Origin of the sequence: Catenibacterium sp. AM22-6LB, from assembly GCF_003435615.1 — a bacterium.
GTDB classification, from domain to species: domain Bacteria; phylum Bacillota_I; class Bacilli_A; order Erysipelotrichales; family Coprobacillaceae; genus Catenibacterium; species Catenibacterium mitsuoka_A.
In genome coordinates, this window is the sequence record NZ_QTUM01000001.1 from 136,220 (window position 1) to 161,197 (window position 24,978).

Sequence of the window (24,978 nt, forward strand, 5' to 3'; positions counted from 1 at the left end):
CTTTCTATATTAAAGTAAGTACCTTCTGTAAACTATTATCATATTCCTTATGACTTAATCTTTCTGCAAGTACAGAAACCATGCATTCCTGATCACTATATTCTAATACGCCATCTACAGTTAATCCATGATCCTGTTCAAAACGTTTTAATGCATCACTCACTCCTTGTGAGAAATAACCATCTGTACGACCTGGATTATAACCTAACACATCTAATAATCTTTCCATCACAATAATAGAGTTATTCACATTATCCACATAAAACTTATCACTATAATAAGTGAAATAAGCTGATAAGAGAGATTGATCCTCTACAGTGACATCTGGAGTCCATCCCTTCTTATTAATATTCACACCCTTAGGTGTATACCACTTTGCATAAGTGTATTTCAATACAGAACCATCAGATAAGTTCGTCTGTGCCTGGATAGTCCCTTTCCCATAAGACTGCTGCCCAATAAGTTTATATCCCTGTATTTCTTTAAATGTACCTGCACATAATTCAGATGCACTTGCAGTACCACTATTCATTAAAATATAACCATTAGAAAATGCATAATGTGTCTTACTATTATCCTTATATGTTTCAGTCTGACCCTTCTTATTCTTAACAGTAAATAGTGTCTCTCCCTTCTCATTAAATAAAGAAAGAAGATCTCTTGCAGCAGTAATATAACCTCCACCATTACCTCTTAAATCTAGAATAATATCTGAGACATTCTGTTTCTTAAATTCTTTTAAAGCTTTTTCTACATGCTGAGCAGTTGTATCACCAAAAGTAGAAATATTCACATAACCATATGTTTTATTATTTGTAGTACCTACATAATAAGTCACATCGGAACTGAAATTCTTACGTACTGCTTTTACATTTAAAGTTTGTTGAAATCTTTTTACTTTTAAAGAGACTTCTGTCCCTTCATTTCCTTTAATATATTCCTGCATTTCAGTACTAGTCATACCAGAAAGTGATTTATTATCAGCATCAGTAATAATATCTCCTGCTTTAAGACCCGCTTTTTCTGCACTGCTTCCTTCAATAATACCAGTTAATAAAGCACCGCTATGTACAGGTGAGAAATAAACACCAATACCACTGTAATTACCATTAATATCACTATTAAATTCTTTATTCTCCTGTGTAGACATATAAGAAGAATGTGAATCACCTAAACCATCTACCAATCCTTCAATCATACGATCTTGAATAGATGTTTTAGAATCAGTTGTATCCAGCCAATTATTATTAAGAAGTTCTACTACTTCATCTACTACTGTCTTATTTGTCTTATCTTCAGCACTTGCATCACTATTATGAAAGACTAAATAACTGCTCCCAAATCCAAGAGCTAAACATAATACACCTATGACTATATATTTGATTAATAAGTTTTTCTTTCTTTTATTTATTTCCATGTTCAAGTCACCTCGTTTCATTATTTTATCATAACATGACTGTTTTGAGTAGAAACTTGACCAAAAAGAAAAGATCCCTATAATAGGGATCTTCCATTATTTAATTCAGATCTGATTAAGCTAATTCTGAGAAATACTTGATTGTCTTAACCATGTTAGAAGTGAATGAGTTTTCATTGTCGTACCAAGATACAACCTGAACTTCACTATTTCCATCAGGTAAAGCGTTAACCATAGTCTGAGTTGCGTCAAATAATGAACCGTAAGTCATTCCAACGATGTCAGAAGATACGATTTCGTCTTCATTGTAACCGAATGAATCAGTTGCAGCAGCCTTCATAGCAGCGTTAACTTCATCAACAGTAACAGTACCCTTAACAACAGCTGTTAAAACTGTAGTTGATCCAGTTGGAACTGGAACACGTACTGCAGAACCGATTAATTTACCATTTAATTCTGGGATAACTAAACCAATAGCTTTTGCAGCACCAGTAGATGTTGGTACGATGTTTACTGCAGCAGCTCTAGATCTTCTTAAGTTACCTTTTCTCTGTGGTCCATCAAGAAGCATCTGGTCACCAGTGTAACCATGAACTGTTAACATGATACCACCCTGGATTTCTGCTAACTTGTTTAATGCATTAGCCATTGGAGCTAAGCAGTTTGTAGTACAAGAAGCTGCAGAGATAACCTTATCTTCTGTTGTTAATGTTTCGTTGTTTACGTTGAATACGATAGTCTTAAGATCGCTTCCAGCTGGAGCTGAAATAACAACCTTCTTAGCACCTGCAGCTACATGAGCTTCAGCTTTTGCTTTTGAAGTGTAGAAACCAGTACATTCAAGTACTACGTCTACGTCTAATTCACCCCAAGGTAATTTAGAAGCATCTGGTTCTTTATAGATAGTGATCTTCTTACCGTTAACTGTAATGTAATCTTCTCCTGCTTCTACTGTATCAGCATGAGCATATTTACCCTGTGAAGAATCATACTTTAATAAGTAAGCTAACATTTTAGGTGAAGTTAAATCGTTGATAGCTACTACTTCATAACCTTCTGCATCAAACATCTGTCTGAATGCTAAACGACCGATACGGCCAAATCCATTAATTGCAACTTTTACTGCCATAATATGACATTCCTCCTTAAATAATTTCTATTTGTATTATAATCCAGCACTTAACTAAAATCAACTATTTCACAAGGATTTATGTAAAGGTAAACCCTTTCATCAAAACTTTTTTTATTGTTTAGAATAAAACACAAAAATAAAGCATAATCATGCAAAAACTATATTAATTTATAGAAAAAAGAATAAGGATTTCTCCTTATTCTTCTTCACCGTAGTTATCTTCAACTAAGCCTTCGTCTTCTTCTTCATTGCTTTCTTCTGATTCATCTTCATTGTAGATATCATTCATATCGATATGCACTTCTTCGAATCTATGTCTTGTTCTAAGATCCCATTTGTTTTCACCAACAGTGATCATACGACCATCTAAGATCATATTTGTATAGAATAATGATTCGTTATCATCTTTCTGTTCTTCATCAAATTCTTTCTTTTCAGCAACTTCTTTCCAAATATCATAGAAACTCATTGCTCCTGCTGATTTAGTAAGAATTTCGAATGCGATATTTACCATTGACTCTTGTCTGTAATCCATAGTAGCCTCCTACATCTTTTCTGGTGCATGGACACCAATTAAGTTTAATGCGTTAGCAAGTGTAATGCGTGTTGCTTCTACAAGTGCTAAACGTTGAGAAGATAATTCTTTGTTTTCTTCATCAATTACGTGACAGTCACCATAGAATGAATGGAATAACTGTGCTAATTTCTGAATATAATTTGCAATCTTATGAGGGGCTCTTGTACGAGCTGCATCATTGATTGTGTTTTTGAATTCATTAATGTGTTTTAATAATTCAATTTCTTTTGGGTTATTAATCAATTCAAAGTGATCTGCAGGTTCAATGTTCTTTTCTGCTGCTGATCTCATGATTGAACACATTCTTGCATGTGCATACTGTGCATAGTATACAGGGTTTTCATTTGACTGTGATTTTGCAAGTCCTAAGTCAAAATCAAATGGTGTGTTTGCTGCTTTCGCTACAAAGAAATAACGAGTTGCATCTACACCAATATCATCAATTAAGTCACGAATAGTAACAGCGTTACCAGTACGTTTACTCATCTTAACTACTTCACCGTTTTCAACCATTCTTACCATCTGTAAGATATCGATATTCAACTGATCCGCATTATAACCTAAAGCCTGGATAGCTGCTGTCATACGGTTGATATAACCATGGTGGTCAGCACCAAGTAAATCAACTAAGTAATCATAACCTCTATTCAACTTACTTAAGTGATATGCAATATCTGGTGTGAAGTATGTATAGCTTCCATCAGTTTTAATAAGAACACGATCCTTATCATCACCGAAGTCAGTTGTTCTAAACCATAAGGCTCCATCCTGTTCATATGTATAGCCTTTTTCTTTTAACTTATTGATTGCAGGTTCAATCTTATTACCTTCATATAAAGAAGTTTCAGAGAACCATACATCAAATGATACACGGAATTCCTTTAAGATATCTTTAATCTTCTGTAATTCATGTTCAGTACCAACCTTGCGGAAATAAGCAATGGCTTCTTCTTCAGTTAACTGAGTTAAAGCATCTCCTTCTTTTTCCTTGATACTCTTCGCAATATCAATGACATCCTGTCCCATATATCCATCTTCTGGAATTGGTCGTTCGATATCAAATAATGCAAGATAACGGCTGTATAGAGATAATGCAAGGTTAGTGATCTGTTTACCTGCATCATTAATATAATATTCTCTAGTTACATCATAACCTGCTTTAGTCATGATACGACAGATAGAATCACCTACTGCAGCACCCTTTGCATGACCTAAGTGTAAGTCTCCTGTAGGGTTGGCAGAAACGAATTCTACGTTATATTTCTTTCCTTCACCGAAGTGAGTCTGTCCATAATTATCCTTTTCTGAAAGTACTTCAGTAATTACTGAAGTAAGCGCATCATTTTTCATAAAGAAGTTAATAAAACCAGGACCAGCAATTTCTACTTTTTCTACATGTGCTGCTTCCTGATCAAGTGAATCAACAATGGCTGTCGCAATTTCACGAGGATTCTTATGGAGTGTTCTTGTCAGCTGCATTGCAATGTTAGTAGAATAATCACCATGAGTAGAATCCTTAGGAATCTCAATCATGATATTTTCAGGGGTGATATCTACTGCTTCAAAGCACTTATTAACAGACTGACCAATGGCGATTTTTAGTGAGTTTTCAAGCTTATTTTCAGCCATCTTGTATTCCTCCTTTTTTATTTCATACTCTAAATAATGTATCACAAAATGTTGGACTGTCAAGAATTTTATAGAAGTGGAGAGAATAATCTCAATAATCCTTCTACGAGTCCTTTAAAATGACGGCTGTCATCTATTTTTACAGGTGCACAAATCTCATTCATTTCTCTAAAATCTCTCTTGATTGCAGATAAACATTCTGCTTCATATAATAAGACATTACATTCAAAGTGTAAGTATAAAGAACGATAATCAAAGTTGATGGTTCCTACTGTGGCTGCTTTACCATCTACTAACATGACTTTCGCATGTAAGAAGCCTGGTAAATATTCATACACCTCAATACCAGCACGAATGAGATCATAATAATAAGAACGTGTCACTCTAAAGACAATCTTCTTATCTGGTACATGAGGGACATATAATCTGATCTTAACACCATTCTTAGAAGCAAGACACAATGCCTTCAACATAACATCATCAATAATAAAATAAGGTGTCATAATATCAATACTTCTAGAAGCATGTGTAATCATATTTAAATAAACAGATTCTCCTACCCCTTCATCATCGAGTGGATCATCTCCATAAGGTAATACATAACCTGTATTCTTAAATGGTTCAGGATGGTAGGTATGGGGTTTAAATTGTTCTATATCTTCTCCATGATATTCCTTATGATAAGCATAGAATGTAGAAAGAAACATAGATGTCAAAGACCATACCGCTTCCCCTTCTAAACGAATCCCTGTATCCTTCCAATGTCCAAAACGCATCTTACAGTTGATATACTCATCAGCCAAGTTAAAACCTCCAGAATAACCAATATAACCATCAATCACACAGATTTTACGATGGTCTCTATGATTCTGGCTTAAAGAGAAGACAGGAATAAAACGGTTAAACATCACTGTTTTAATGCCTGACTCTTCTAATTTCTTCGCAAAGTGAAGAGGTACAGTTGTAAAGGAACCAAAATCATCAAAGATAAAGCGTACATCAACACCTTCTTTAACCTTCTGTTTTAATATTCCAATAATAGTATCAAACATCAGTCCTTTAGAAACAATAAAGTATTCCATAAAGATAAAGTGTTTTGCGTGTAAAAGATCTTTAATCATATCCTGATAGTTATAATCACTTAATGAATAGTACTTACATTCTGTATGATTATATATAGGAAATGATTGTCTATTGAGATAATCTAAAGAAATAATCTTCTTATTAATAATCTGATTTCTAATAACTGGATCCTGATGTCTTGTTTCATTAAAGTATTGTACTTCTGGCTGAATCTTTCTTTTTAACCAGCGTGATGGTCTCTTGTTACCTAACAAGAGATAAAGTAATCCTCCTGCGTTAGGCAATAACATTATAAAGAAGATCCATGTCATCTTATAGTTTGTATTCTCATCTTTACTAATCAAATAAAAGATCATAAATGCGGAAAGTGAGATAAACAAGAAACGAACCACACCATTAAAATCTGTGAGTATTGATGCAAAGTATACAAGATAAATAGCCTGAATACAGATGAGCGCAATATAGATTACAATTGGGCTCAATAAGAACTGGATAAAACGATATAGATATTCAAAGAACAATGCTGTAAAACGTTTTATATATTTCATGAAGGCATCCCTTCTTCATCTATATCAGAGTAATGCACCATCATATAAGCTTTTGTTACAAGATGTTCCTGGTCATAGAGTTCATAGATAAATTTCATTGTACCTTCTCTATATTCTAAAGAAATCACTTTTGTATGAAGTTCTACAACACCATAGGGTAATGTATATTTATTCGGTACACGCATATCCTTATTAAAATGTAATACAGATTGATCATTCACAAGATGTACATGTGTATCATCATATTGGATACGCATTGGTTTTCCTTCTACTTCAAAAGAGATATGATGAACACCTTTTACTTCATAATGGTCTCCTATCTCTTTATATTTTACTTTTTCTTTGACGGGGCCATTGACTAATAAACATTCATAAGAAATTCTTTTTTTCATCATCCTACCTCCTTAATTATATAGTAACCTTCTGTACAATACCCATTTTCTAGATAAAAATCAAGAGATTGTGAATAAGGAATGATCTTCACTACATGCACATGTTGTTTCTTGAAGAAATCCTCTATGGCGCCTAATACTTCTTTCTCATAGAACTCTCTACGGTCATCAGGAAGTAATACAATGTCTTTGACACAATCATCAATAATATGTGCACATCCAATAACATGATCTTCTTGATAGAATTCTAAGAATAATCCTTCCTGATTCCATTCTTTAGAAGCCTGTTCGAGGATATAATGTGTACCCTGTGCATCCTTGTATTTATTAAAAGACTGGTATCTAAAAGAAGAACGTCTAATCACTTGTCTAGTAGAGAAGATCTTCTGATCCTGTTTGGCTTTACCTAATAATATAGCCTGTACAATTTCTGATTCTTCTGGTAATGAACTAATTGTTCCATCTTGTTTAAGTATTTCTACTTCATTCGCATGTCTGACCTCCATACGTTTATAAGGCACTTGATTCATAATCGCATCACTTGTGACATAATAGCGAGGATCTAGTCCTTCTTCAATACATATCTTTCGTGTATTTTCATAATCTTCATCACCCTTAAGTGTACGATATTTAAATAATTCTCTTTCTAATAAACGAGTCGATAAATCTTTAAGAATTGTATCGTCTTCATCCATAAAGCATCTTATGTAATAGAGTAATGATGTTTCATCAAGTCTCACAAATTGTTCAGGTGTGAAGTTATCTTCTAAGAAAGGAATAAGAAGTGGAAACGAAGATTTAAAGGTATAGTTTTGTTTATATAAATCCTTTACACGTTTCATAACACTCCCTAGTACTTGTTCATAACTTCTAGATACGGGATGATAATACACCTGCCAATACATATAATAACGAGCTAGAATATAATCTTCTATTGCCTGTACACCAGAAGATTTAAAGACAATACGATTATCTACAATACGCATAGTACGTAATATTCTTGATAAATCAAACTGTCCATAAGTGACACCACAGTTATAAGAATCACGTAAGAGATAATCCATACGATCAGCATCTACCTGACTAGAGATCATCTGCACCAACATTGGTTTATCAGCTTTCTTTTCTATAATACGTGCCACATCTTCAGGCAAATGAGGATCAACCTGTGAGAGGACTTCATGTACCTCTGTATGTCCTCTAATAAGCGCTGTGGTCATCTCTTCATGATTATAATGAAAGATTCCTTCAAATGAATGAGAGAAAGGACCATGTCCTAAATCATGTAATAAAGCGGCACATAATACAGTTAAACGTTCATAGTCTGTTAAGTGATTTTTGACTTGATCTAACTCTGTCATTTGTCGAGTTATTTCATAAACACCTAAAGAATGGACAAAACGTGAATGTTCTGCACTAGGAAATACCATGGATGTACCTCCTAACTGTTTAATACGTCTTAAACGCTGAAATTCTTTTGTATTAATCAGTTTCCAGATAGGCATATATTCAACACGTATATAATCATGAACAACATCTCTAAATACTTTTGTATCAAATAAACGGTAATCTTCTAAATGCATGGTATCACCTTCCTTATCAGGGTTATTTTATCATTTTTAAGAGCTATTTGCGAATAATATAGGTTATAATAGCTATGGAGGTATATTTATGTATATTGATGAAATTTATGCTGCGCGTGATTATATTCAGTCACGTTATAAAAATCCTATTGATGTTGCCATTGTATTAGGTTCAGGTTTAGGACCACTTGCTGATGTGATTAATGAACCTGTAGAAATTGATTATAAGGATATCCCTTATTTCCCTGTTTCTACTGTACCAGGACATGCTGGTAAATTAATTATTGGTGAAATTGGTGGTAAGACTGTTGCCTATATGAAAGGACGTTTCCATTTCTATGAAGGCTATGATATGCAGAAAGTCACAATGCCTATTCGTGTATTTAGTGCTTTAGGTATTAAGAACTTAATTGTGACTAATGCCTGTGGTGGTGTAAGAGATGATTTAAATCCAGGACAGATTGTGATTATTTCTGATCATTTATCATTTATGATGCCATCACCTTTAAGAGGACCTAACCTAGATGATTTTGGACCACGTTTCAAGGATATGACTGATGTTTATACATCAGCATTACGTTCTCTTGCCTTTGAATCTGCAAAGAAAGTAAATGTAGATGTAAAAGAAGGCGTTTATTGTTTCTTTAAAGGACCACAGTTTGAAACACCTGCAGAAATCAGAGCATTCAAGACACTTGGTGCAGACATGGTAGGTATGTCTACAGTGCCTGAAGCTATTGTTGCAAGACATTCTGATATGAATATTTTAGGTATTTCACTTGTAACTAATAAAGCAGCAGGACTATCAAATAATGAATTAAATCATATAGAAGTCATGGAAGCAGCAAATAGTGCAGAGGAAAGACTTGTTAAGCTTGTAAAACAGATTTTAGAAGACATGTAAAAAAGACCAGCTCGCGCTGGTCTTTTGTATTAGTCTAGATTTTCACCATTAGATTCAATAACTTTCTTATACCAGTAGAAAGAGTCTTTCTTACTTCTCTTCATTGTACCAGTACCATCATCATGTTTATCTACATAAATAAAGCCATAACGTTTTCTCATTTCTCCAGTACCTGCAGAAACAAGGTCAATACAGCCCCAAGTTGTATAGCCGATTAAATCAATACCTTCTTCAATCGCTTTATCCATTTCTTTAATATGTGCACGGTAGTAGTCAATTCTATAATCATCATGAATAGAGCCATCTTCTTCTACTGTATCAAAGGCACCCAAACCATTTTCTACAACCATTAATGGTAATTCATAACGGTCATAAACAACCTCAAGATAGTATCTTAATCCCTGAGGATCTAATGCCCATCCCCAATCAGAATATGTTAAGTAAGGGTTACGTACACCAAATGACATATTACCACTTACTGTATCTTCATTCTTATGAGTTGTAATAGACTGAGACATATAATATGAGAATGTATAAAGATCAACAGTACCATTCTTTAATTCTACTAGATCCTGTTCAGTGATATCTAATTCTACATTATGTTCCTTCCATAAGCGTTTCGCATATGTTGGATATTTACCTTTACACTGTACATCTCCACAATAGAAGATACCCTTTTCCCATTTATAACGATTAAAGAGAATATCTTCTGGATCAGAAGTGAGTGGATAATAAGTAATACCACAGATCATGCAGCCAATCTGATAGTCAGGATCAATTGCATGACCAATCTGTACAGCTCTTGCACTCGCTACAAACTGATAATGAAGATGCTGATATGCTTCCTGGAAAGCTTCATCACTTGCATCATCTGGTAAGAAGTTAATTGTATTATTGATTTCATTAAATGTAAGCCAGTATTTAACTAAGCCTTTATATTCTTTAAAGATTGTAGTTACATACTTTTCATATAATTCAATATACTTTCTATCCTGCCAGTCACCATACTTTTCTTCTAATGCAAGTGGTGTATCAAAGTGCCAGATAGAAACGAGTGGTTCAATACCAGCATTTCTTAGTTCTGTGAATACATTTCTATAGAAGTCTAAACCAGCCTGATTTGGTTCTGTTTCTTCTCCTGTAGGGTAGATTCTAGACCATGAAATAGAAAGTCTGAACATCTTAAATCCCATTTCTTTAAGTAATGCGATATCTTCCTTATAGTGATGATAGAAATCAATCCCATCATGGTTAGGATAAAGTTCATCATCAAAGACTGCAAAATGAGCCCCTTCTGGTAATTTAAAGCCATGGTTAGGTAATTTCTGTTTCTGACCATCCTTATCAATAAATGTAACCATTCTAGGAGTATTGACTGTTCCTCCTGTAGTTACATCAGTACGGGCCATACCTCTTCCATCTACATTCCATGCCCCTTCACATTGATTGGCAGCAACAGCGCCACCCCAATAAAAATCTTTACTAAATGTCATTGTTTATTCCTCCTGAATCATATTATATAAATTTTAAGACAAATATATAAAAAACCGACAAATTATGAAAATATTATTTTGGAATATCACATGAACCATAGTAATTATTCAAACCTACAATATGTGTATAGGTTTTGTGATTGATAGAGATATAATCTACATTTTCTGTAAGGTTCTTATATGTATTCTCTATTTGATATTCACAATAAGGGTTCTTCATAATAGTTCCTGAATAATTTATATCAGTAGAAATAGGATAAGCATTATAGACAGGCATATTAGTATAAAGTGGTATTTCTAGTATACGTTTCACATGATCCATATGATTAGAGATATACCCTTTCAACATATTCTTTGCTTCACTATAAGGTGCTCTGATGTTAGACATATAATAATGATGACCAGGATTATTGTTGTGGACATCAAATTTCTGCAGATAAAGAGAATCCTGTCCTTTAGTGATATAATTATCAGCTAAATACTTAGAACCATAGAGAATAGCTTTTTCTCTTGTATCCCAGTTTCTTGATGCCGCAAAGTCTATCCCATCCTGATCACTACTGTTTGCTCCAATATTATATATATTATAGAAGAGAGGTCCTTGCGGATTGTTTCTTGCATGTCCTCCACGAAGTCCTAGTCCTCCACCTGTCTGTTCCTGAATCGCACGGGTAATGAGTAATGACATAGAGACGTTATTTACTTCTGCACTGTAACGGTAGAGTTCGGCCCAGTCTTTTTTAGACTGTGGTTCTATACCTGACATTTCAGTTTCTGCCAGCATTCTTTTTCCTTCCTGCAATGTTTCAGAAGGATTATAAGTGAGTTTCTCAAACATCAGCGCATGATAAGCATCCAAACCATTACGTGGATCTAAGAAATAACGGGCTGCATTCATAGAGACACGACACCATGTCTGTCCTTCTATAATATCAGGAGAGGCAATCATTGAAAAATCATTTGTATCTATTAATGATTTACTTTGGAAGATGGATGCAGTTTGACTAAAATCTAAAGAAGTATTAAGAGGTATATAGCACCATTCTGGATAAAGTGCATGTAAGAATCGTAAAGATTGTTTATAACTATCAGGAAATGATGTGATTTCTTTTTCAAAAGATTCATCAAATACATATGCAATCACATTACGACTTGATATATAGCCTTCTTTCTTCTCACCATTCACATATATATAACCATAATATTGAGAACCTCTTTGTCCTTCTACAACTAAAGGTTGTCCCATTGTGAGTGTTTGATTAAGAAAAGATGTATTCTCTTTAACTAAGAAAATATGAGGTGCAAGTTCCTTATACGAAGTACATTGATGAACACCTAGAAGTAAAACTAGTACACATACTATCTTAATAATCGATGTCTTCTTCATTGACCCACCCCACCTGTGCACCACAGATAACATAGACATAATGTCCATATACTCCTGCAATCTTCACTTCAGTGCCTTTTTCACCTATAAACCAATGATCTGTATAATCATCTAAACAATAGAGATGATGATTTCTTTCATATAAGAATTCATTCTTAATAGAGATCATTACATGATCACTCACTCTATAACATTGACTAAACTCTTTTCCTTTCTTCATCATCTTTACTTCATAATCTGGAAAAGCTATCTTGTGGTCTACTTCACCATTGCCATAAAGGTCTTTATTTAATACACCTATAGGAAATGGCTGTACACATTCTGTTTGATATGTCACTTCCCCCTTATAACTATGAATAATAAGCGCATTTAATTGTGAGATAGGCTTCACTCCTGTTCCTCCATCAATACAGATGATCTTCTTTTCTTCATCTATAATAATGTCATTATGAATAGAACGAGGGAAATAGTTAGATGTAGGAAGATGTCCTACTACAACTGTATACTTTAATGAATGTCCTAATTCATAAAAATGTTGGAGTTCAAGGTAAGATGATAAACCACACTCCTTATAATTATCTCTTGGTTCTACACCTGCATGGACAAATAAATAGTCATTAAATAATAGTGTAGTAGGTAAATGGGACATGAACTTTAATTCTTGTTTAAGCTTTTCAGCCATAATCTTCTGCATACCTAAAGGTGTTTCATGTCCATCACTAAAATATTCATGATTATAAATATCTCTAATAATACCGTTCTTACTATTTCTCTTTAAATACTTAGGAATTTCTCCTGCAATTTCTGGAATAGTAAGTAATGCATTCATCGCCCATTCACAATTTCCCATCAAAACATAACATTTTGGGAAGCGTGAAAGATTCATAATAAAGTGTATTGTTTCTAATACCTGGTCTCCTTTTTCTACAAAGTCTCCAATAATAACTAAATAATCCTCTACAGGATCATAATTCACTTTTCTTAATAATTCTTTAAAGCGGTCTAAATGACCATGTATATCTGATATCGCAATCAAGCGATAATCATTTTTTTCTTTTTTAATTAAATGTTTAGGTGTTAGCATATATACCTCCTGATATCATTCTACAACAAAAAAAGTAGGTTGACCCTACTTTCTTGTTGCATAATATTTTCTTACAAGCATCTGTGTTTTACGGATATGTCTTTGAATACGTTCTGTTGCTTCATCTTTGTCTCCATCAATGATGGCTTCTAGAATAGCATGATGTTCTGCAAGTGATGATTCTAAACGTTCAGGACGTGCAATAGAATGTCTTGATGTTACAGAAACATAGTAATGAATATCCTTTAGAATCTGTTCAAAATAGGTAGACTGTGTTGCCTGATAAATAGATTCATGGAATAGAATATTAAAATCATTCACTTTATCAAAGTCACCCTTTGCAGTATAGAATTCCAGTAATTCAAATACTTCTTTAATTTTAGCAAGATGTACTTCATCCATACGATCAATTGCGAATGAAACAGCTAATCCCTCTAAAGAAAGACGTATTTCAAACATATCATCAATATCACGAGGTGAAAAACCTTTCACATAAACACCTTTGTTAGGAATACTTTCTACTAAACCTTCTAATTCTAGCTGTTTTAATGCTTCTCTAATAGGTGTACGAGAAATCTTTAACTCTTTTGCAAGTGTTAATTCATTTAGTTTATCACCGCATTGATAACTTTCATTAAGAATACGATCACGTAATAAGATAAATATTTTAGAGCCCAATGATCCATGGGAAGTTGATTCAAAAATGCTATGAGATGGCATTTCTTTGTCCCTCCTCTTATAATTTATCGATAATTGCGTCTGTAAACTCTTTTGTAGTTGCCTGTCCACCAATATCAGGTGTTGTAAACTTACCTTCTTCTATGACTGCTGCTAAGGCTTCTCTTAAAGATTGTGCTTCTTTCTGTTTATTTAATGCTTCAAGCATCATTGCGAATGCAAGAATTAAAGAACTTGGGTTCGCAATACCTTTACCTGCAATATCAGGTGCACTGCCATGAACAGCTTCATAAATACAGTAATCATCACCAATATTACCTGATGGGGCAATACCAAGACCACCTACAAGACCTGCACATAAGTCAGAAACAATATCCCCATATAAGTTTGGTGCAACAAGGACATCAAATGTTTCTGGACGCTGTACAAGCTGCATACACATATTATCAATAATAACTTCCTGTGTTTCTATTTCTGGATAGTCTTTTGCCACTTCTCTATAACAATCAAGGAAAAGACCATCTGTATACTTCATTATATTGGCTTTATGGATGGCTGTCACTTTTTTTCTGTTATTTGTGCGTGCATATTCAAATGCATAACGACAAATACGTGTAGAAGCTTCTCTAGTAATCAACTTAACACCATTCGCAATATCATCAGTGAGCATATATTCAATACCTTTATATAAATCTTCAGTATTTTCTCTAATTATGACTAAGTCAATATTTTCATATTTAGAATCAATACCCTTGAAGTTACGTAAAGGACGTACATTGGCATAAGTAGAGAATTTCTGTCTTAATGCGACATTCACACTTCTAAAACCTGTTCCAATTGGAGTTGCTGTAGGACCTTTTAATGCCCATTTGTATTCTTCAATGGCATCTACAAGATCAGGTTCCCATACTTCACCTGTTTCTTTTGCATATTCTGCACCTGCTCTATATTTAACCCATTCAATATCTAGGTTCATTGCTTTTGTGATAGATTCAACACTTGCTGAAATCTCTGGTCCAATACCATCACCTGGAATAAGTACTGCTTTCATTAGAAATCTCCTCCTAGTTCTTTAATTGCGTTTAATAATCCACCATACTGAATCATGACTTTTTCACGTGCTGATAATGATAGATGTGCTGTAATAGTTTCATTTGTATTCTTATTAGTCACTACAATGTCTTTACCTTCTTCTACAGATGCTAATAAATCACTTAATTCATAATCATCCTGATCATTAAAGAAATCGTAATCTTTCGCATCAATAACAAGTGGAAGAATACCATTGTTGATTAAGTTAGAACGATGAATTCTCGCAAATGAAATTGCGAAGATAGCTTTGATCTTTAAGTAGTTAGGTACTAATGCAGCATGTTCTCTTGATGAACCTTGTCCATAGTTATCTCCACCTACAATGAAACCACCATTGTTTTTAACGGCTCTATTATAAAATTCAGGATCTACCTTAGAGAATGAGAACTTAGCTAAATGAGGGACATTAGAACGGAATGGAAGTAATTTAGAATCAGAAGGTACAATATGGTCTGTAGAAATATTGTCTCCTACTTTTAATACAACTTTACCACTTACTGTATCTGTTAACTTATCTCCTCTAGGAACTGGTTTGATATTAGGTCCCATATAGATTTCATTATCAGGGATATATTCACTAATAAAGAAGTTAGGATTCTTCACAAATGGTGTATCTGGCACTTCTTCTAATACCATATCATCTTCAAATTCCTGTGATAAATAACCTTTGACTGCAGATAATGCAGCAACTTCTGGAGATACTAGATATACACTTGCATCATTTGTACCAGAACGTCCTTTAAAGTTACGGTTGATTGTTCTTAAAGAAACACCTTTTGATAATGGAGCCTGTCCCATACCGATACAAGGGCCACAACCACATTCAAGGATTCTTGCACCTGCATGAATCATATCTGCAAGAGCACCATTTTGTGCAAGCATAGAAAGAATAGAAGAAGAACCTGGAGCGATAACTAAAGAAACATCTTCAGCCACATTACGACCTTTTAAGATCTTTGCAGCACGCATCATATCTGGTAAAGATGAGTTTGTACAAGAACCAATGACTACCTGATTGATCTTCATACCTTCTAAATCTTTTACATCTACTACATTATCTGGTGAATGAGGCTGAGCAACCATAGGAACTAATGTAGACATATCGATTTCAATAGTTTCATCATATGTTGCGTCATCATCTGCTTTCATCTCAACATATTCATCTTCTCTACCCTGCTGTTTTAAGTAAGCTAAAGTATTTTCATCTGTTGGGAATACTGAAGTAGTGGCACCTAGTTCTGCACCCATGTTACAGATAGTCGCACGGTCAGTTAATGAAAGATCACTTAAACCTTCACCTGTATATTCAACAATCTTATTAACCCCACCTTTTACAGATAATTCCTGTAAGATTTTTAAGATAACGTCTTTTGCAGATACCCAAGGTGCTTTACGTCCTGTTAGTTTAACCTGTAATACTGATGGACACTGAACATAATACTTACCTGTTGCCATGGCAACAGCGACATCAAGTCCTCCTGCACCAATCGCAATCATACCCATTGCACCACATGTTGGTGTATGAGAATCTGAACCAATAAGCGTCTTACCTGGATGTGAGAAATTTTCAAGTTGTAACTGATGACAGACACCATTACCTGGTTTAGAGAATGTGATACCATGTTTTCTTGCAACAGATTTAATAAATTCATGGTCATCCATGTTTTCAAAACCAGTCTGAAGCATGTTATGGTCAATATAAGCGACTGCTTTTTCTACTGCAACATGACCTACATTCATTGCTTCTAACTGAAGATAAGCCATTGTACCTGTAGAATCCTGTGTTAAAGTCTGATCAATTCCGATACAAATGGATGTTCCTGGGACTAATTCTCCTTTTTTAAGATGTGCATTCAAGATTTTATACGCTAGATTCATATAATCTTCTCCCCCTTGTTTCTTATTGTATACAATTATACACATATACCATTATCTGTGCAATATAAAAAACAAAGATAATTTGTATTTATTTCGTTAAATTGGTACAATACATTGGGTGATGAAAAAATGATATTATCTTGTTCAGGACTATCTAAATCTTATTCAGGAAAAGAAGTCCTAAAAAATATAACATTCCATATAGAAGAGCATGATAAACTTGCCATTATTGGTGTTAATGGTGCTGGTAAGAGTACATTGCTTAGAATTCTTTTAAATGAAGAAGCTTATGATGATGGTATAATGACTATTGCGAAGAATATTCGTATTGGTACATTGAATCAGGAACATAAGTTTGATCTTAATAAGAGTATTTATGAAACATTGGAAGAACCTTTTGAAGATTTAAAGAAAATAGAGAAACGTATACGTGAATTGGAACAGGAAATGGCTGTCACAAATGATTTAGATACAATCATGAATCAGTATGATTCTTTATTATCTAAATTCCAGGATGAAGGCGGTTATGCCATGGAGTCACAGGTAAAAGGTGTTCTCAATGGTTTAGGTTTTGATGAGGATATGTGGTATAAACCTATTGGTATTTTATCTGGTGGACAGAAGACAAGAATTGCGTTAGGTCAGTTGTTATTACGTTCTCCCGATTTATTATTACTAGATGAACCGACCAACCATCTTGATGTAAATTCTATTGAATGGTTAGAAAACTATTTAAAACAGTATAATAAAGCTGTAATTGTAGTATCTCATGACCGTTATTTTATTGATCAAGTGTCTACTTCTATTATGGAAATAGAGAATGGTAAGAGTAAAATCTATAAATGTAATTATTCTAAATATGCTGAAATCAAGAAGCATGATCGTGATGTAGAATTAAAACACTATTTAAATAACCAAAAAGATATTAAACGTATGCAGGAGTCTATTGATCGTTTAAAATCTTATAACCGTGAAAAACAGGTAAAACGTGCTGAATCTAAAGAGAAAGCACTTGAACGTATGGAGAAGGTAGAAAGACCTGAAAGTCTTCCTTCTAGTATCCGTTTTGCATTTGAGCCTGAAATAGAGAGTGGTTATGATGTTTTAAAAGTAGATGATGTAGCGATGGCTTTTGATAAGCCATTGTTCGATTCTGTGTCTTTTGAAGTCAAGAAAGGTGAAAGAGTTGCTTTACTTGGTCCTAATGGTGTAGGTAAGACAACTATGTTCCATTTGATTCTTAAAGATTATTTACCTGTACATGGACGTATTCGTTTAGGTTCTAAGGTGATGATTGGTTATTATGATCAGGAACAGACTTCTTTATCTCCTGAAAAAACAATCTTTGATGAAATACATGATGCTTATCCTGATATGAATAATACAGAAATCAGAAATATCTGTGCTGCATTCTTATTTAAAGGTGAAGATGTATTTAAAACAATTGATGTTTTATCTGGTGGTGAAAAAGGACGTATCGTCTTAATTAAGTTATTACTTAACAAAGCAAACTTCTTAATTCTAGATGAACCAACAAACCATTTAGATATTCAATCTAAAGAAGTGCTAGAAGATGCATTATTAGATTTCCCTGGTACTATTCTCTTTATTTCTCATGACCGTTATTTTATTAATAAATTGGCTACTAAGATTGTAGAGATGAATCCTCATGGTGATGAAATATTTGGTGGTAACTATGCTTATTATCTTGAACATCGTAAAGTAGAAGAAGTTGTGAAAGAAACAGCGGTAAAAGTTCAAAATAACATTGACAAGAAAAAGAAGAATAGATTAAAGAAGATAGAAAATGATATTTCTGACTTTGAAGAGAAGATCAGTGTGAAGGAAGAAGAACTCCATAGTGATGAAGTGATGAATGATTATCAGAAGTATAATGAAATCACTGCTGAACTAGAAGACTTAAACAACAAATTAGAAGAACTCATGATAGAATGGGAAGAACTTTCAGAAGAGATGAACGCTTAAAAGGACTAGGGGCAACCCTAGTCCTAATTTCTTTGTTTTAAGTTATAGATAAGTATAAATGCACAGATAAAATCACCAATGATTGATACAATAAATGGATAAAATGCATAAAGATCTTTTAATGTTGGTAAGAAAGATAAGACAAAAATATTCTGTGAATAACATAAGAACTTAATGCCTATCACCATAAAAGCAATCATATAAGTAAACCATAAACAATAATGTGTATAGATTCCTCCTGGCACAACATGCTTTAATCTTTCATATTCATTCTCTGTTCCTCTATTATGAGATAACTTAATATACATATTCTTATATATCTTGAGATTCATACGTGAGAACATGATGATTGGAATATAGAGTAATGTCCAGAAACCAATAGTCCCTAAGTAAGGACACAATAAACCACTCACAATAGAAGCACCCATACATATATAGAAGGAACGCGGCATAGTAAATGTCAGCCCTTCAGGATCAAAGTAATCATAAAGTTCTCTTCCACCATAACGATGTAACCATTTATTTCTTTCATCATAAACAGTCTTAATAGATAAGACATTAACCATTAAACCAATCATATAAAGTACTGTATTCAGCAATTCCCCTCTTTTATTAATAAGAGTCACAGTACTGTCTCCATCTAATTGATAGAGGAAAAGCATAATAACTGAAGTTACAACAACTAACATTACAGATAGTATAAAATAAGCATTATAGAGTGTGTCTTTTTCTGAATCATCAGCCTTTTTAATACGATATTCCATCAAGCCATAAAGACCTGTTTCTATTAATACAGCAAGACTTCCTAGACCTATAGGAGGATTAATTAGGAAAATAAACCAGCTTATTAGCGATAAAATAATAGCGTTCATATTTCCCTCCTTTCTAACCTATCATACACTAAAAAAAACATCCGGAAAAGACCGGATGTTCATTTATTATTCAACGTCGAAGTCGTCTGATAAGTCTTCACCATTAGTAGCGATGACTTTCTTATACCAGTAGAATGAATCTTTCTTATAACGGTCAAGAGTTCCTACTTCTTCATCTGTAGTATCTACATAGATGAAACCATATCTCTTTCTGATACCTTCATGAGTTGATACTAAGTCGATTGCTGACCAAGGGCAGTAACCCATCATTTCGATGTTTTCAGTAACAGCCTTATGTAACTGTTCGATATGTGCTCTTAAGTATGCAATTCTGTAGTTATCATGAACACGACCATCTTCTAATGTATCGTATGCACCTAAACCATTTTCAGTAACGATCATTGGTAAATGATAACGAGAATACATTTCTCTCATAGTTGCTAAGAAACCATCAGGATCAATTTCCCAACCGAATTCAGTCTTCTTAAGGTTTGGATTTGCATATCCCTTATAGTAACCTGCTTCACCACGAGCTGACTGCTGGTCTGCACCTGGATCTAATTCATCATCAGCTGCTGCTTTCTGTACAGTTGCAGTTGAATAGTAGTTGAAACCAATGAAGTCTGGATGTGCATTCTTCATAGCTTCTTCATCTCCTTCAGCAAATGTAGGTGTTGCATCATTTTCTTCTAAGTAAGTCCATACTAAGTTATTGTATTTTCCATAAACTGCCATATCTAAATATAACCAGTTTCTGATTGCATTGTATTCCTGAGCTGCTAAATTATCTTCTGGCTTACAAGTTGCTGGATATACATAAGAAATATTTGGAGCTGGACCAATCTTAGCATTAGGAAGCATTTCATGACATAAAACCATAGCTTTAGCCTGAGCAACTAACATATGGTGGTTCTGCTGATATACTTCTTTTAATACATTTGTAGTACCTTCAGGAATTCTTAATGTACCAATAATTGGACCAACTAAAGTAAGCATGTTCTGTTCGTTGATAGTTAACCAATATTTAACTCTATCACCGAAGTTTTCAAACATAACCTTTGCGAAGTTAACGAACCAGTCTACTGATTCAGGATTAGACCAAGAACCTCTCTTATCTAATGCATCAGGCATATCAAAGTGGAACATAGTCACTAATGGTTCGATATTATATTCTAAACATGTATTAATCACATCATTGTAATGATCGATACCTGCCTGATTTACTTCACCAGTTCCATTAGGAATAAGTCTAGTCCAAGCGATTGAAAAACGGTATGTCTTGAATCCCATTTCAGCCATTAACTTGATATCTTCTTTATAACGATGATAGTGATCTGCACATACATCTAAAGATGCAGTTCCTGCTGGTAATTCTTTAACATCCTGACATGATGGTCCTTTACCATCTGATAAATTAGCACCTTCTACCTGATAAGCTGAAGTAGATGCACCCCATAAGAAATCTTTTGGAAAAGCTTTTAATTTGTTGTCTAACATTTATGAGTCTCCTTTTCTTTTTTTCTGACACCATTATAACGGAAGATTTTAAAAATCATGATTCTTTTCAAGAATAGAAAAAAGAGAAAATATTTTCACATTTTCTTACTTATCTTACACTTTTTTAAAAAGTATCTTAAATTTTCTTTTCCATTAAGTATCTTAGAAGTCTTTCTCCACGTCTTTCATTGATTTGTTCTTCAATGACTGCATAACCTTTAGATTCAAAGAATGGTTTAGATGTAATAGATGAAGTCACATTAATTACATGACTTCCATGTTTTTTTGCATATTCTTCTAACTCTTCTACAAGTTTAGATGCAATCCCTTTTCTTAAATAATCAGGATGAACATATAAACGATCCAAATATCCAGTTTTGCCAATATTACCGAATGCAATCAACTTATCATCTTCCTCAACCACGATAGTATGATTTTTCTCTAAAGACTTTTCCCAATGATATTCATTAGCAGCCTTAGGTGCAATAGCATCTAATTGTTCTTCACTATAATCATTCTTATTGACTTCATGGACAGTGACATAAAATAAATCCATAACTGCATGAAGATCTGTGTCCTTGTATTCTCTAAATTCCATTTATATCACCTCTATTTCATACATCACATTATACCATTATTTGCCCATAAAAAAAACGGTCATTATAGACCGTTTCTATTAAATACCGAATAATAAATCGATATAGTTTGGAATTGGATACTGCTGAGCACTTACTTTAGTTTCTAAGCTATCAGCAGTTGCACGTAATGCATCCATAGCTGGGATAACTAAATCCCTCCATGCAGTTGCAGTATCTAATGTAGAAGAATCAGTTGATTCAGCTTTATTGATGGCAGTTTCTAATGTAATCATCTGTTCACGCATAGTTGAAAGTAAAGAAGTTAATACCTTTAAGTCTTCAACCATGAATGTATTGTCTACACCAGCCTTAGCTACTTCTTTTGCATCATTAGCTAAAGTACCACATGCCTTTACATATGCTGGATATAATTCAGTCTTAGCCATTGATAATGCTGTTAAAGCTTCAACACGGATTGTCTTAGCATAGTTATCTAACTGGATGTCATAACGTGAATCAATTTCAGCTTCAGTGAATACACCATGTTTTACAAACATTTCACGAATTTCAGGTTTCTTTAAGCAAGCGCATGCATCTACAGAGTTTGCGTGGTTAGGTAATCCACGTCTTGCAGCTTCTTCTTTCCATTCTTCTGAATATCCATCACCATTAAAGATGATTCTTTCATGATTCTTGAAGAATTCTCTAATGATATCATCTAATGATTCACCTGCATCTAATTTAGCAGCCATCTGATCATATTCTTCAGCCATAATAGCATTTAACATAGTGTTAACTGCTGCAACTGACTGAGATGAACCAACCATACGGAATTCAAATTTATTACCTGTGAAGGCAAAAGGAGATGTTCTGTTTCTGTCTGTTGAGTCTTTAGAGAAATCTGGGATAACTGATACACCAGTAGTGAATCTTTCACCAGTAGTTTTATTTAATTCTTCACCATCAATGATTGCTTTAATAACTTTATTTAAGTCATCACCAACGAATGCTGAAACAATTGCAGGTGGAGCTTCATTAGCACCAAGTCTATGGTCATTACCAGCACATGCAGCAGATAATCTTAATAATTCAGCATATTCATCAACACCCTTGAGAGCACATGCAAGAGTAGCTAAGAAAGGCTTATTGTTGATTGGGTCAGGTCCAGGATTAAATAAGTTAATACCTGTATTAGTCATTAATGACCAGTTGTTATGTTTACCAGAGCCGTTAACACCTTCAAATGGTTTTTCATGTAATAAACATCTTAAACCATGTTTCTTCGCAATATCCTGAGATAACTGCATTACTAATGCATTGTTATCAGCAGTTACATTAGCTACTGTATATACACAAGCAACTTCATGCTGTGCAGGAGCTACTTCGTTATGCTTAGTCTTTGAAGGAATACCATATTTCCATAATTCGTTATCAAGATCCTTCATGAAGGCACCTACTTTACGTTTAATAGAACCAAAGTAGTGATCTTCTAATTCCTGACCCTTAGGAGCAGGAGCGCCATAAAGAGTACGACCAGTTAACTTTAAGTCAACTCTCTTCTGCCAGTATTCATCTAATACTAAGAAATATTCCTGTTCAGCACCAACTGAAGCAGTCACTTTATCAACACCTTCTAAACCAATCTTAGTTAATAAGTTAGAAGCTGATGCACTTAAAGCATCACAAGCACGTAATAATGGAGTCTTTTTATCAAGTGCTTCACCAGTATAAGAACAGAATAATGTAGGAATATATAAGCTTCCGTCTTTTACAAAGGCTGGAGAAGTACAATCCCATGCAGTATAACCACGTGCTTCGAAAGTAGCACGAATACCACCAGATGGGAAAGAAGAGGCGTCAGGTTCACCTTTTCTTAATGTCTTACCACTAAATTCAAGAACTGCTCCACCATTTCCATCTGGTTCTAAGAAAGCATCATGCTTTTCTGCAGTTAAACCAGTCATTGGCATAAACCAGTGAGTGAAATGTGTAGCACCATTTTCAACAGCCCAAATTTTCATTGCATTTGCGATTACTGTTGCAACTTCTTTTGAAAGAGGTTCTCCCTTATCTAGAGCTTCATGGAAAGCTTTATAAGTAGATTTAGGAATGCGTTCCTTCATAGTTTCGTCGTTAAATGTATAACGACCGTATTCATCTAAAAGTTTGTTCATTTCCATACGATTACATCTCCTTTTTATGGGTATGATTGTAGCAATAAAAAATATTTGCGTCAATACTTTTTTATCACTGTGCAATAATTTTTATCATTCACTCCTTATTGCACCCACATAGTATCACAAAATGTAGGCTTTTAACTACTCTAATTCAATAATTTTCACTTTTTAAAAAATATTAGCCAACTTGTTATTTAATACCGAAAAGATTATAATTGTAGCGAGGTGAAAAACATGTTTGGAAAACAGAAAACATTGATCATAGATCACAACAGTGAACGTAATAATCGCATTAAGAATTATCTCGACCAGGATCATTTCATTTGTTATCAAGCAAAGACATTGGATGAATTTAATTCTCTTTATACAAACAATAATTATGATTGTATTATTCTAGAAGATGTATTTCCTGGTATTAATACTAATAAGTTCCTAGTAAAAAATAGACGTAACTCACAAGCTATAACTATAGTTGTAAGTGATATGTTAAATGAAGCTTACTTAGAAGATTTATTAGATGCCGGTGCTGATGATTACATTGTAGTACCCTTCTCATTAACTTCTTTATTAAGAAAAATTCAAGATGTCTATAAGATGGGTGTTTTAAGACCTAGAAAGATCTACCGTTTTAAAGATATTATATTAGATGATACTGCTAAGACCGTTTCATTAAATGATCATTCAGTCACTCTAACTAAAAATGAATTTAAACTATTAAAAATGTTGATGTCTCATCCCTATCAACCTTATACTTCAACCAAGATTTTTGAAGGTATCTGGGGTGATAGTGTTTATGCAGACGATCAATCAGTCATGAACCTAGTAAGTTCACTTATAATAAAATTAAATAGAACAGGCTCTCATGAAGAGTATATCAGACGCTTTGGCGCTAACTCTTATAAGATGGCTATATAGAAAAAAAGAATGCATCATGAACCGCCCCTGTCAAGTAGACAGGTGAAAAAATTAAAAACATGTACCAATGCCTGCC

General features: G+C 33.9%; 20 protein-coding genes. 3 read left to right on the top strand and 17 right to left on the bottom strand.

The window, feature by feature from the left end; genetic code table 11:
* Positions 1–4: 4 nt before the first annotated feature.
* From DW269_RS00680 to DW269_RS00710, 7 genes are all read right to left on the bottom strand, one after another.
* Positions 5–1,417 carry a S41 family peptidase gene (locus DW269_RS00680; RefSeq protein WP_158546274.1) on the bottom strand — a complete coding sequence of 471 codons (1,413 nt, stop codon included), beginning with the start codon at positions 1,415–1,417 and terminating at the stop codon, positions 5–7.
* 115 nt (positions 1,418–1,532) lie between these two features.
* Positions 1,533–2,546 (bottom strand): type I glyceraldehyde-3-phosphate dehydrogenase, encoded by a 1,014-nt coding sequence (gene gap / locus DW269_RS00685; RefSeq protein WP_022425943.1) that lies wholly within the window; start codon positions 2,544–2,546, stop codon positions 1,533–1,535.
* A gap of 199 nt (positions 2,547–2,745) precedes the next feature.
* Positions 2,746–3,084: a DNA-directed RNA polymerase subunit delta gene (gene rpoE, locus DW269_RS00690; protein ID WP_117458109.1), complete on the bottom strand. Its 339-nt coding sequence runs from the start codon at positions 3,082–3,084 to the stop codon at positions 2,746–2,748.
* A gap of 9 nt (positions 3,085–3,093) precedes the next feature.
* Positions 3,094–4,755: an arginine--tRNA ligase gene (gene argS / locus DW269_RS00695; RefSeq protein WP_117458110.1), complete on the bottom strand. Its 1,662-nt coding sequence runs from the start codon at positions 4,753–4,755 to the stop codon at positions 3,094–3,096.
* A 68-nt stretch (positions 4,756–4,823) separates the two neighbouring features.
* Positions 4,824–6,386: a cardiolipin synthase gene (gene cls, locus DW269_RS00700; protein WP_117458111.1), complete on the bottom strand. Its 1,563-nt coding sequence runs from the start codon at positions 6,384–6,386 to the stop codon at positions 4,824–4,826.
* A complete protein-coding gene (locus DW269_RS00705; RefSeq protein ID WP_117458112.1) occupies positions 6,383–6,778 on the bottom strand; it encodes a DUF1934 domain-containing protein in 396 nt (131 codons plus the stop codon). The genes cls and DW269_RS00705 overlap by 4 nt, the downstream gene beginning before the upstream one ends.
* Positions 6,778–8,361 carry an HD domain-containing protein gene (locus tag DW269_RS00710; RefSeq protein ID WP_117458113.1) on the bottom strand — a complete coding sequence of 528 codons (1,584 nt, stop codon included), beginning with the start codon at positions 8,359–8,361 and terminating at the stop codon, positions 6,778–6,780. The genes DW269_RS00705 and DW269_RS00710 overlap by 1 nt, the downstream gene beginning before the upstream one ends.
* Before the next feature lie 88 nt (positions 8,362–8,449).
* Here DW269_RS00710 and DW269_RS00715 point away from each other — a divergent pair, with 88 nt between their 5' ends.
* The gene (locus DW269_RS00715) at positions 8,450–9,265 is read left to right on the top strand and encodes a purine-nucleoside phosphorylase (RefSeq protein WP_117458114.1); all 816 of its coding nucleotides are present in this window, start codon (positions 8,450–8,452) and stop codon (positions 9,263–9,265) included.
* A 29-nt stretch (positions 9,266–9,294) separates the two neighbouring features.
* Here the strand turns inward: DW269_RS00715 and DW269_RS00720 are convergent, their stop codons facing one another.
* The 6 genes from DW269_RS00720 to DW269_RS00745 form a co-directional block, all read right to left on the bottom strand.
* Positions 9,295–10,758, bottom strand: a complete 1,464-nt coding sequence (locus DW269_RS00720) for a family 1 glycosylhydrolase (RefSeq protein WP_117458115.1) — start codon at positions 10,756–10,758, stop codon at positions 9,295–9,297.
* A 73-nt stretch (positions 10,759–10,831) separates the two neighbouring features.
* Entirely contained in the window at positions 10,832–12,145 is a 1,314-nt protein-coding gene (locus tag DW269_RS00725) for a hypothetical protein (RefSeq protein ID WP_117458116.1), read from the bottom strand.
* Entirely contained in the window at positions 12,123–13,229 is a 1,107-nt protein-coding gene (locus DW269_RS00730) for a metallophosphoesterase (protein ID WP_117458117.1), read from the bottom strand. The genes DW269_RS00725 and DW269_RS00730 overlap by 23 nt, the downstream gene beginning before the upstream one ends.
* Before the next feature lie 45 nt (positions 13,230–13,274).
* Positions 13,275–13,949 carry a GntR family transcriptional regulator gene (locus DW269_RS00735; protein WP_117458118.1) on the bottom strand — a complete coding sequence of 225 codons (675 nt, stop codon included), beginning with the start codon at positions 13,947–13,949 and terminating at the stop codon, positions 13,275–13,277.
* A gap of 16 nt (positions 13,950–13,965) precedes the next feature.
* The gene (locus DW269_RS00740) at positions 13,966–14,958 is read right to left on the bottom strand and encodes an isocitrate/isopropylmalate dehydrogenase family protein (RefSeq protein WP_117458119.1); all 993 of its coding nucleotides are present in this window, start codon (positions 14,956–14,958) and stop codon (positions 13,966–13,968) included.
* Positions 14,958–16,877, bottom strand: coding sequence for an aconitate hydratase (locus DW269_RS00745; protein WP_117458120.1), 1,920 nt, complete (start codon positions 16,875–16,877; stop codon positions 14,958–14,960). The genes DW269_RS00740 and DW269_RS00745 overlap by 1 nt, the downstream gene beginning before the upstream one ends.
* Positions 16,878–17,006: 129 nt before the next feature.
* Here DW269_RS00745 and abc-f point away from each other — a divergent pair, with 129 nt between their 5' ends.
* Positions 17,007–18,863 (top strand): ribosomal protection-like ABC-F family protein, encoded by a 1,857-nt coding sequence (gene abc-f, locus DW269_RS00750; RefSeq protein ID WP_117458121.1) that lies wholly within the window; start codon positions 17,007–17,009, stop codon positions 18,861–18,863.
* 23 nt (positions 18,864–18,886) lie between these two features.
* Here abc-f and DW269_RS00755 read toward each other — a convergent pair whose 3' ends face one another.
* The 4 genes from DW269_RS00755 to DW269_RS00770 all read right to left on the bottom strand — a co-directional run bounded on the left by DW269_RS00755 (position 18,887) and on the right by DW269_RS00770 (position 23,990).
* On the bottom strand, positions 18,887–19,735 hold the full coding sequence (locus DW269_RS00755) for a hypothetical protein (RefSeq protein ID WP_117458122.1): 849 nt from the start codon (positions 19,733–19,735) through the stop codon (positions 18,887–18,889).
* 66 nt (positions 19,736–19,801) lie between these two features.
* Positions 19,802–21,232, bottom strand: coding sequence for a glycoside hydrolase family 1 protein (locus DW269_RS00760; protein ID WP_022425958.1), 1,431 nt, complete (start codon positions 21,230–21,232; stop codon positions 19,802–19,804).
* Between the two features lie 136 nt (positions 21,233–21,368).
* Positions 21,369–21,830, bottom strand: coding sequence for a GNAT family N-acetyltransferase (locus DW269_RS00765; RefSeq protein ID WP_117458123.1), 462 nt, complete (start codon positions 21,828–21,830; stop codon positions 21,369–21,371).
* A gap of 78 nt (positions 21,831–21,908) precedes the next feature.
* Positions 21,909–23,990: a glutamine synthetase III gene (locus DW269_RS00770; RefSeq protein ID WP_117458124.1), complete on the bottom strand. Its 2,082-nt coding sequence runs from the start codon at positions 23,988–23,990 to the stop codon at positions 21,909–21,911.
* Between the two features lie 231 nt (positions 23,991–24,221).
* Here DW269_RS00770 and DW269_RS00775 point away from each other — a divergent pair, with 231 nt between their 5' ends.
* Entirely contained in the window at positions 24,222–24,902 is a 681-nt protein-coding gene (locus tag DW269_RS00775; RefSeq protein WP_117458125.1) for a response regulator transcription factor, read from the top strand.
* Positions 24,903–24,978: the final 76 nt, after the last annotated feature.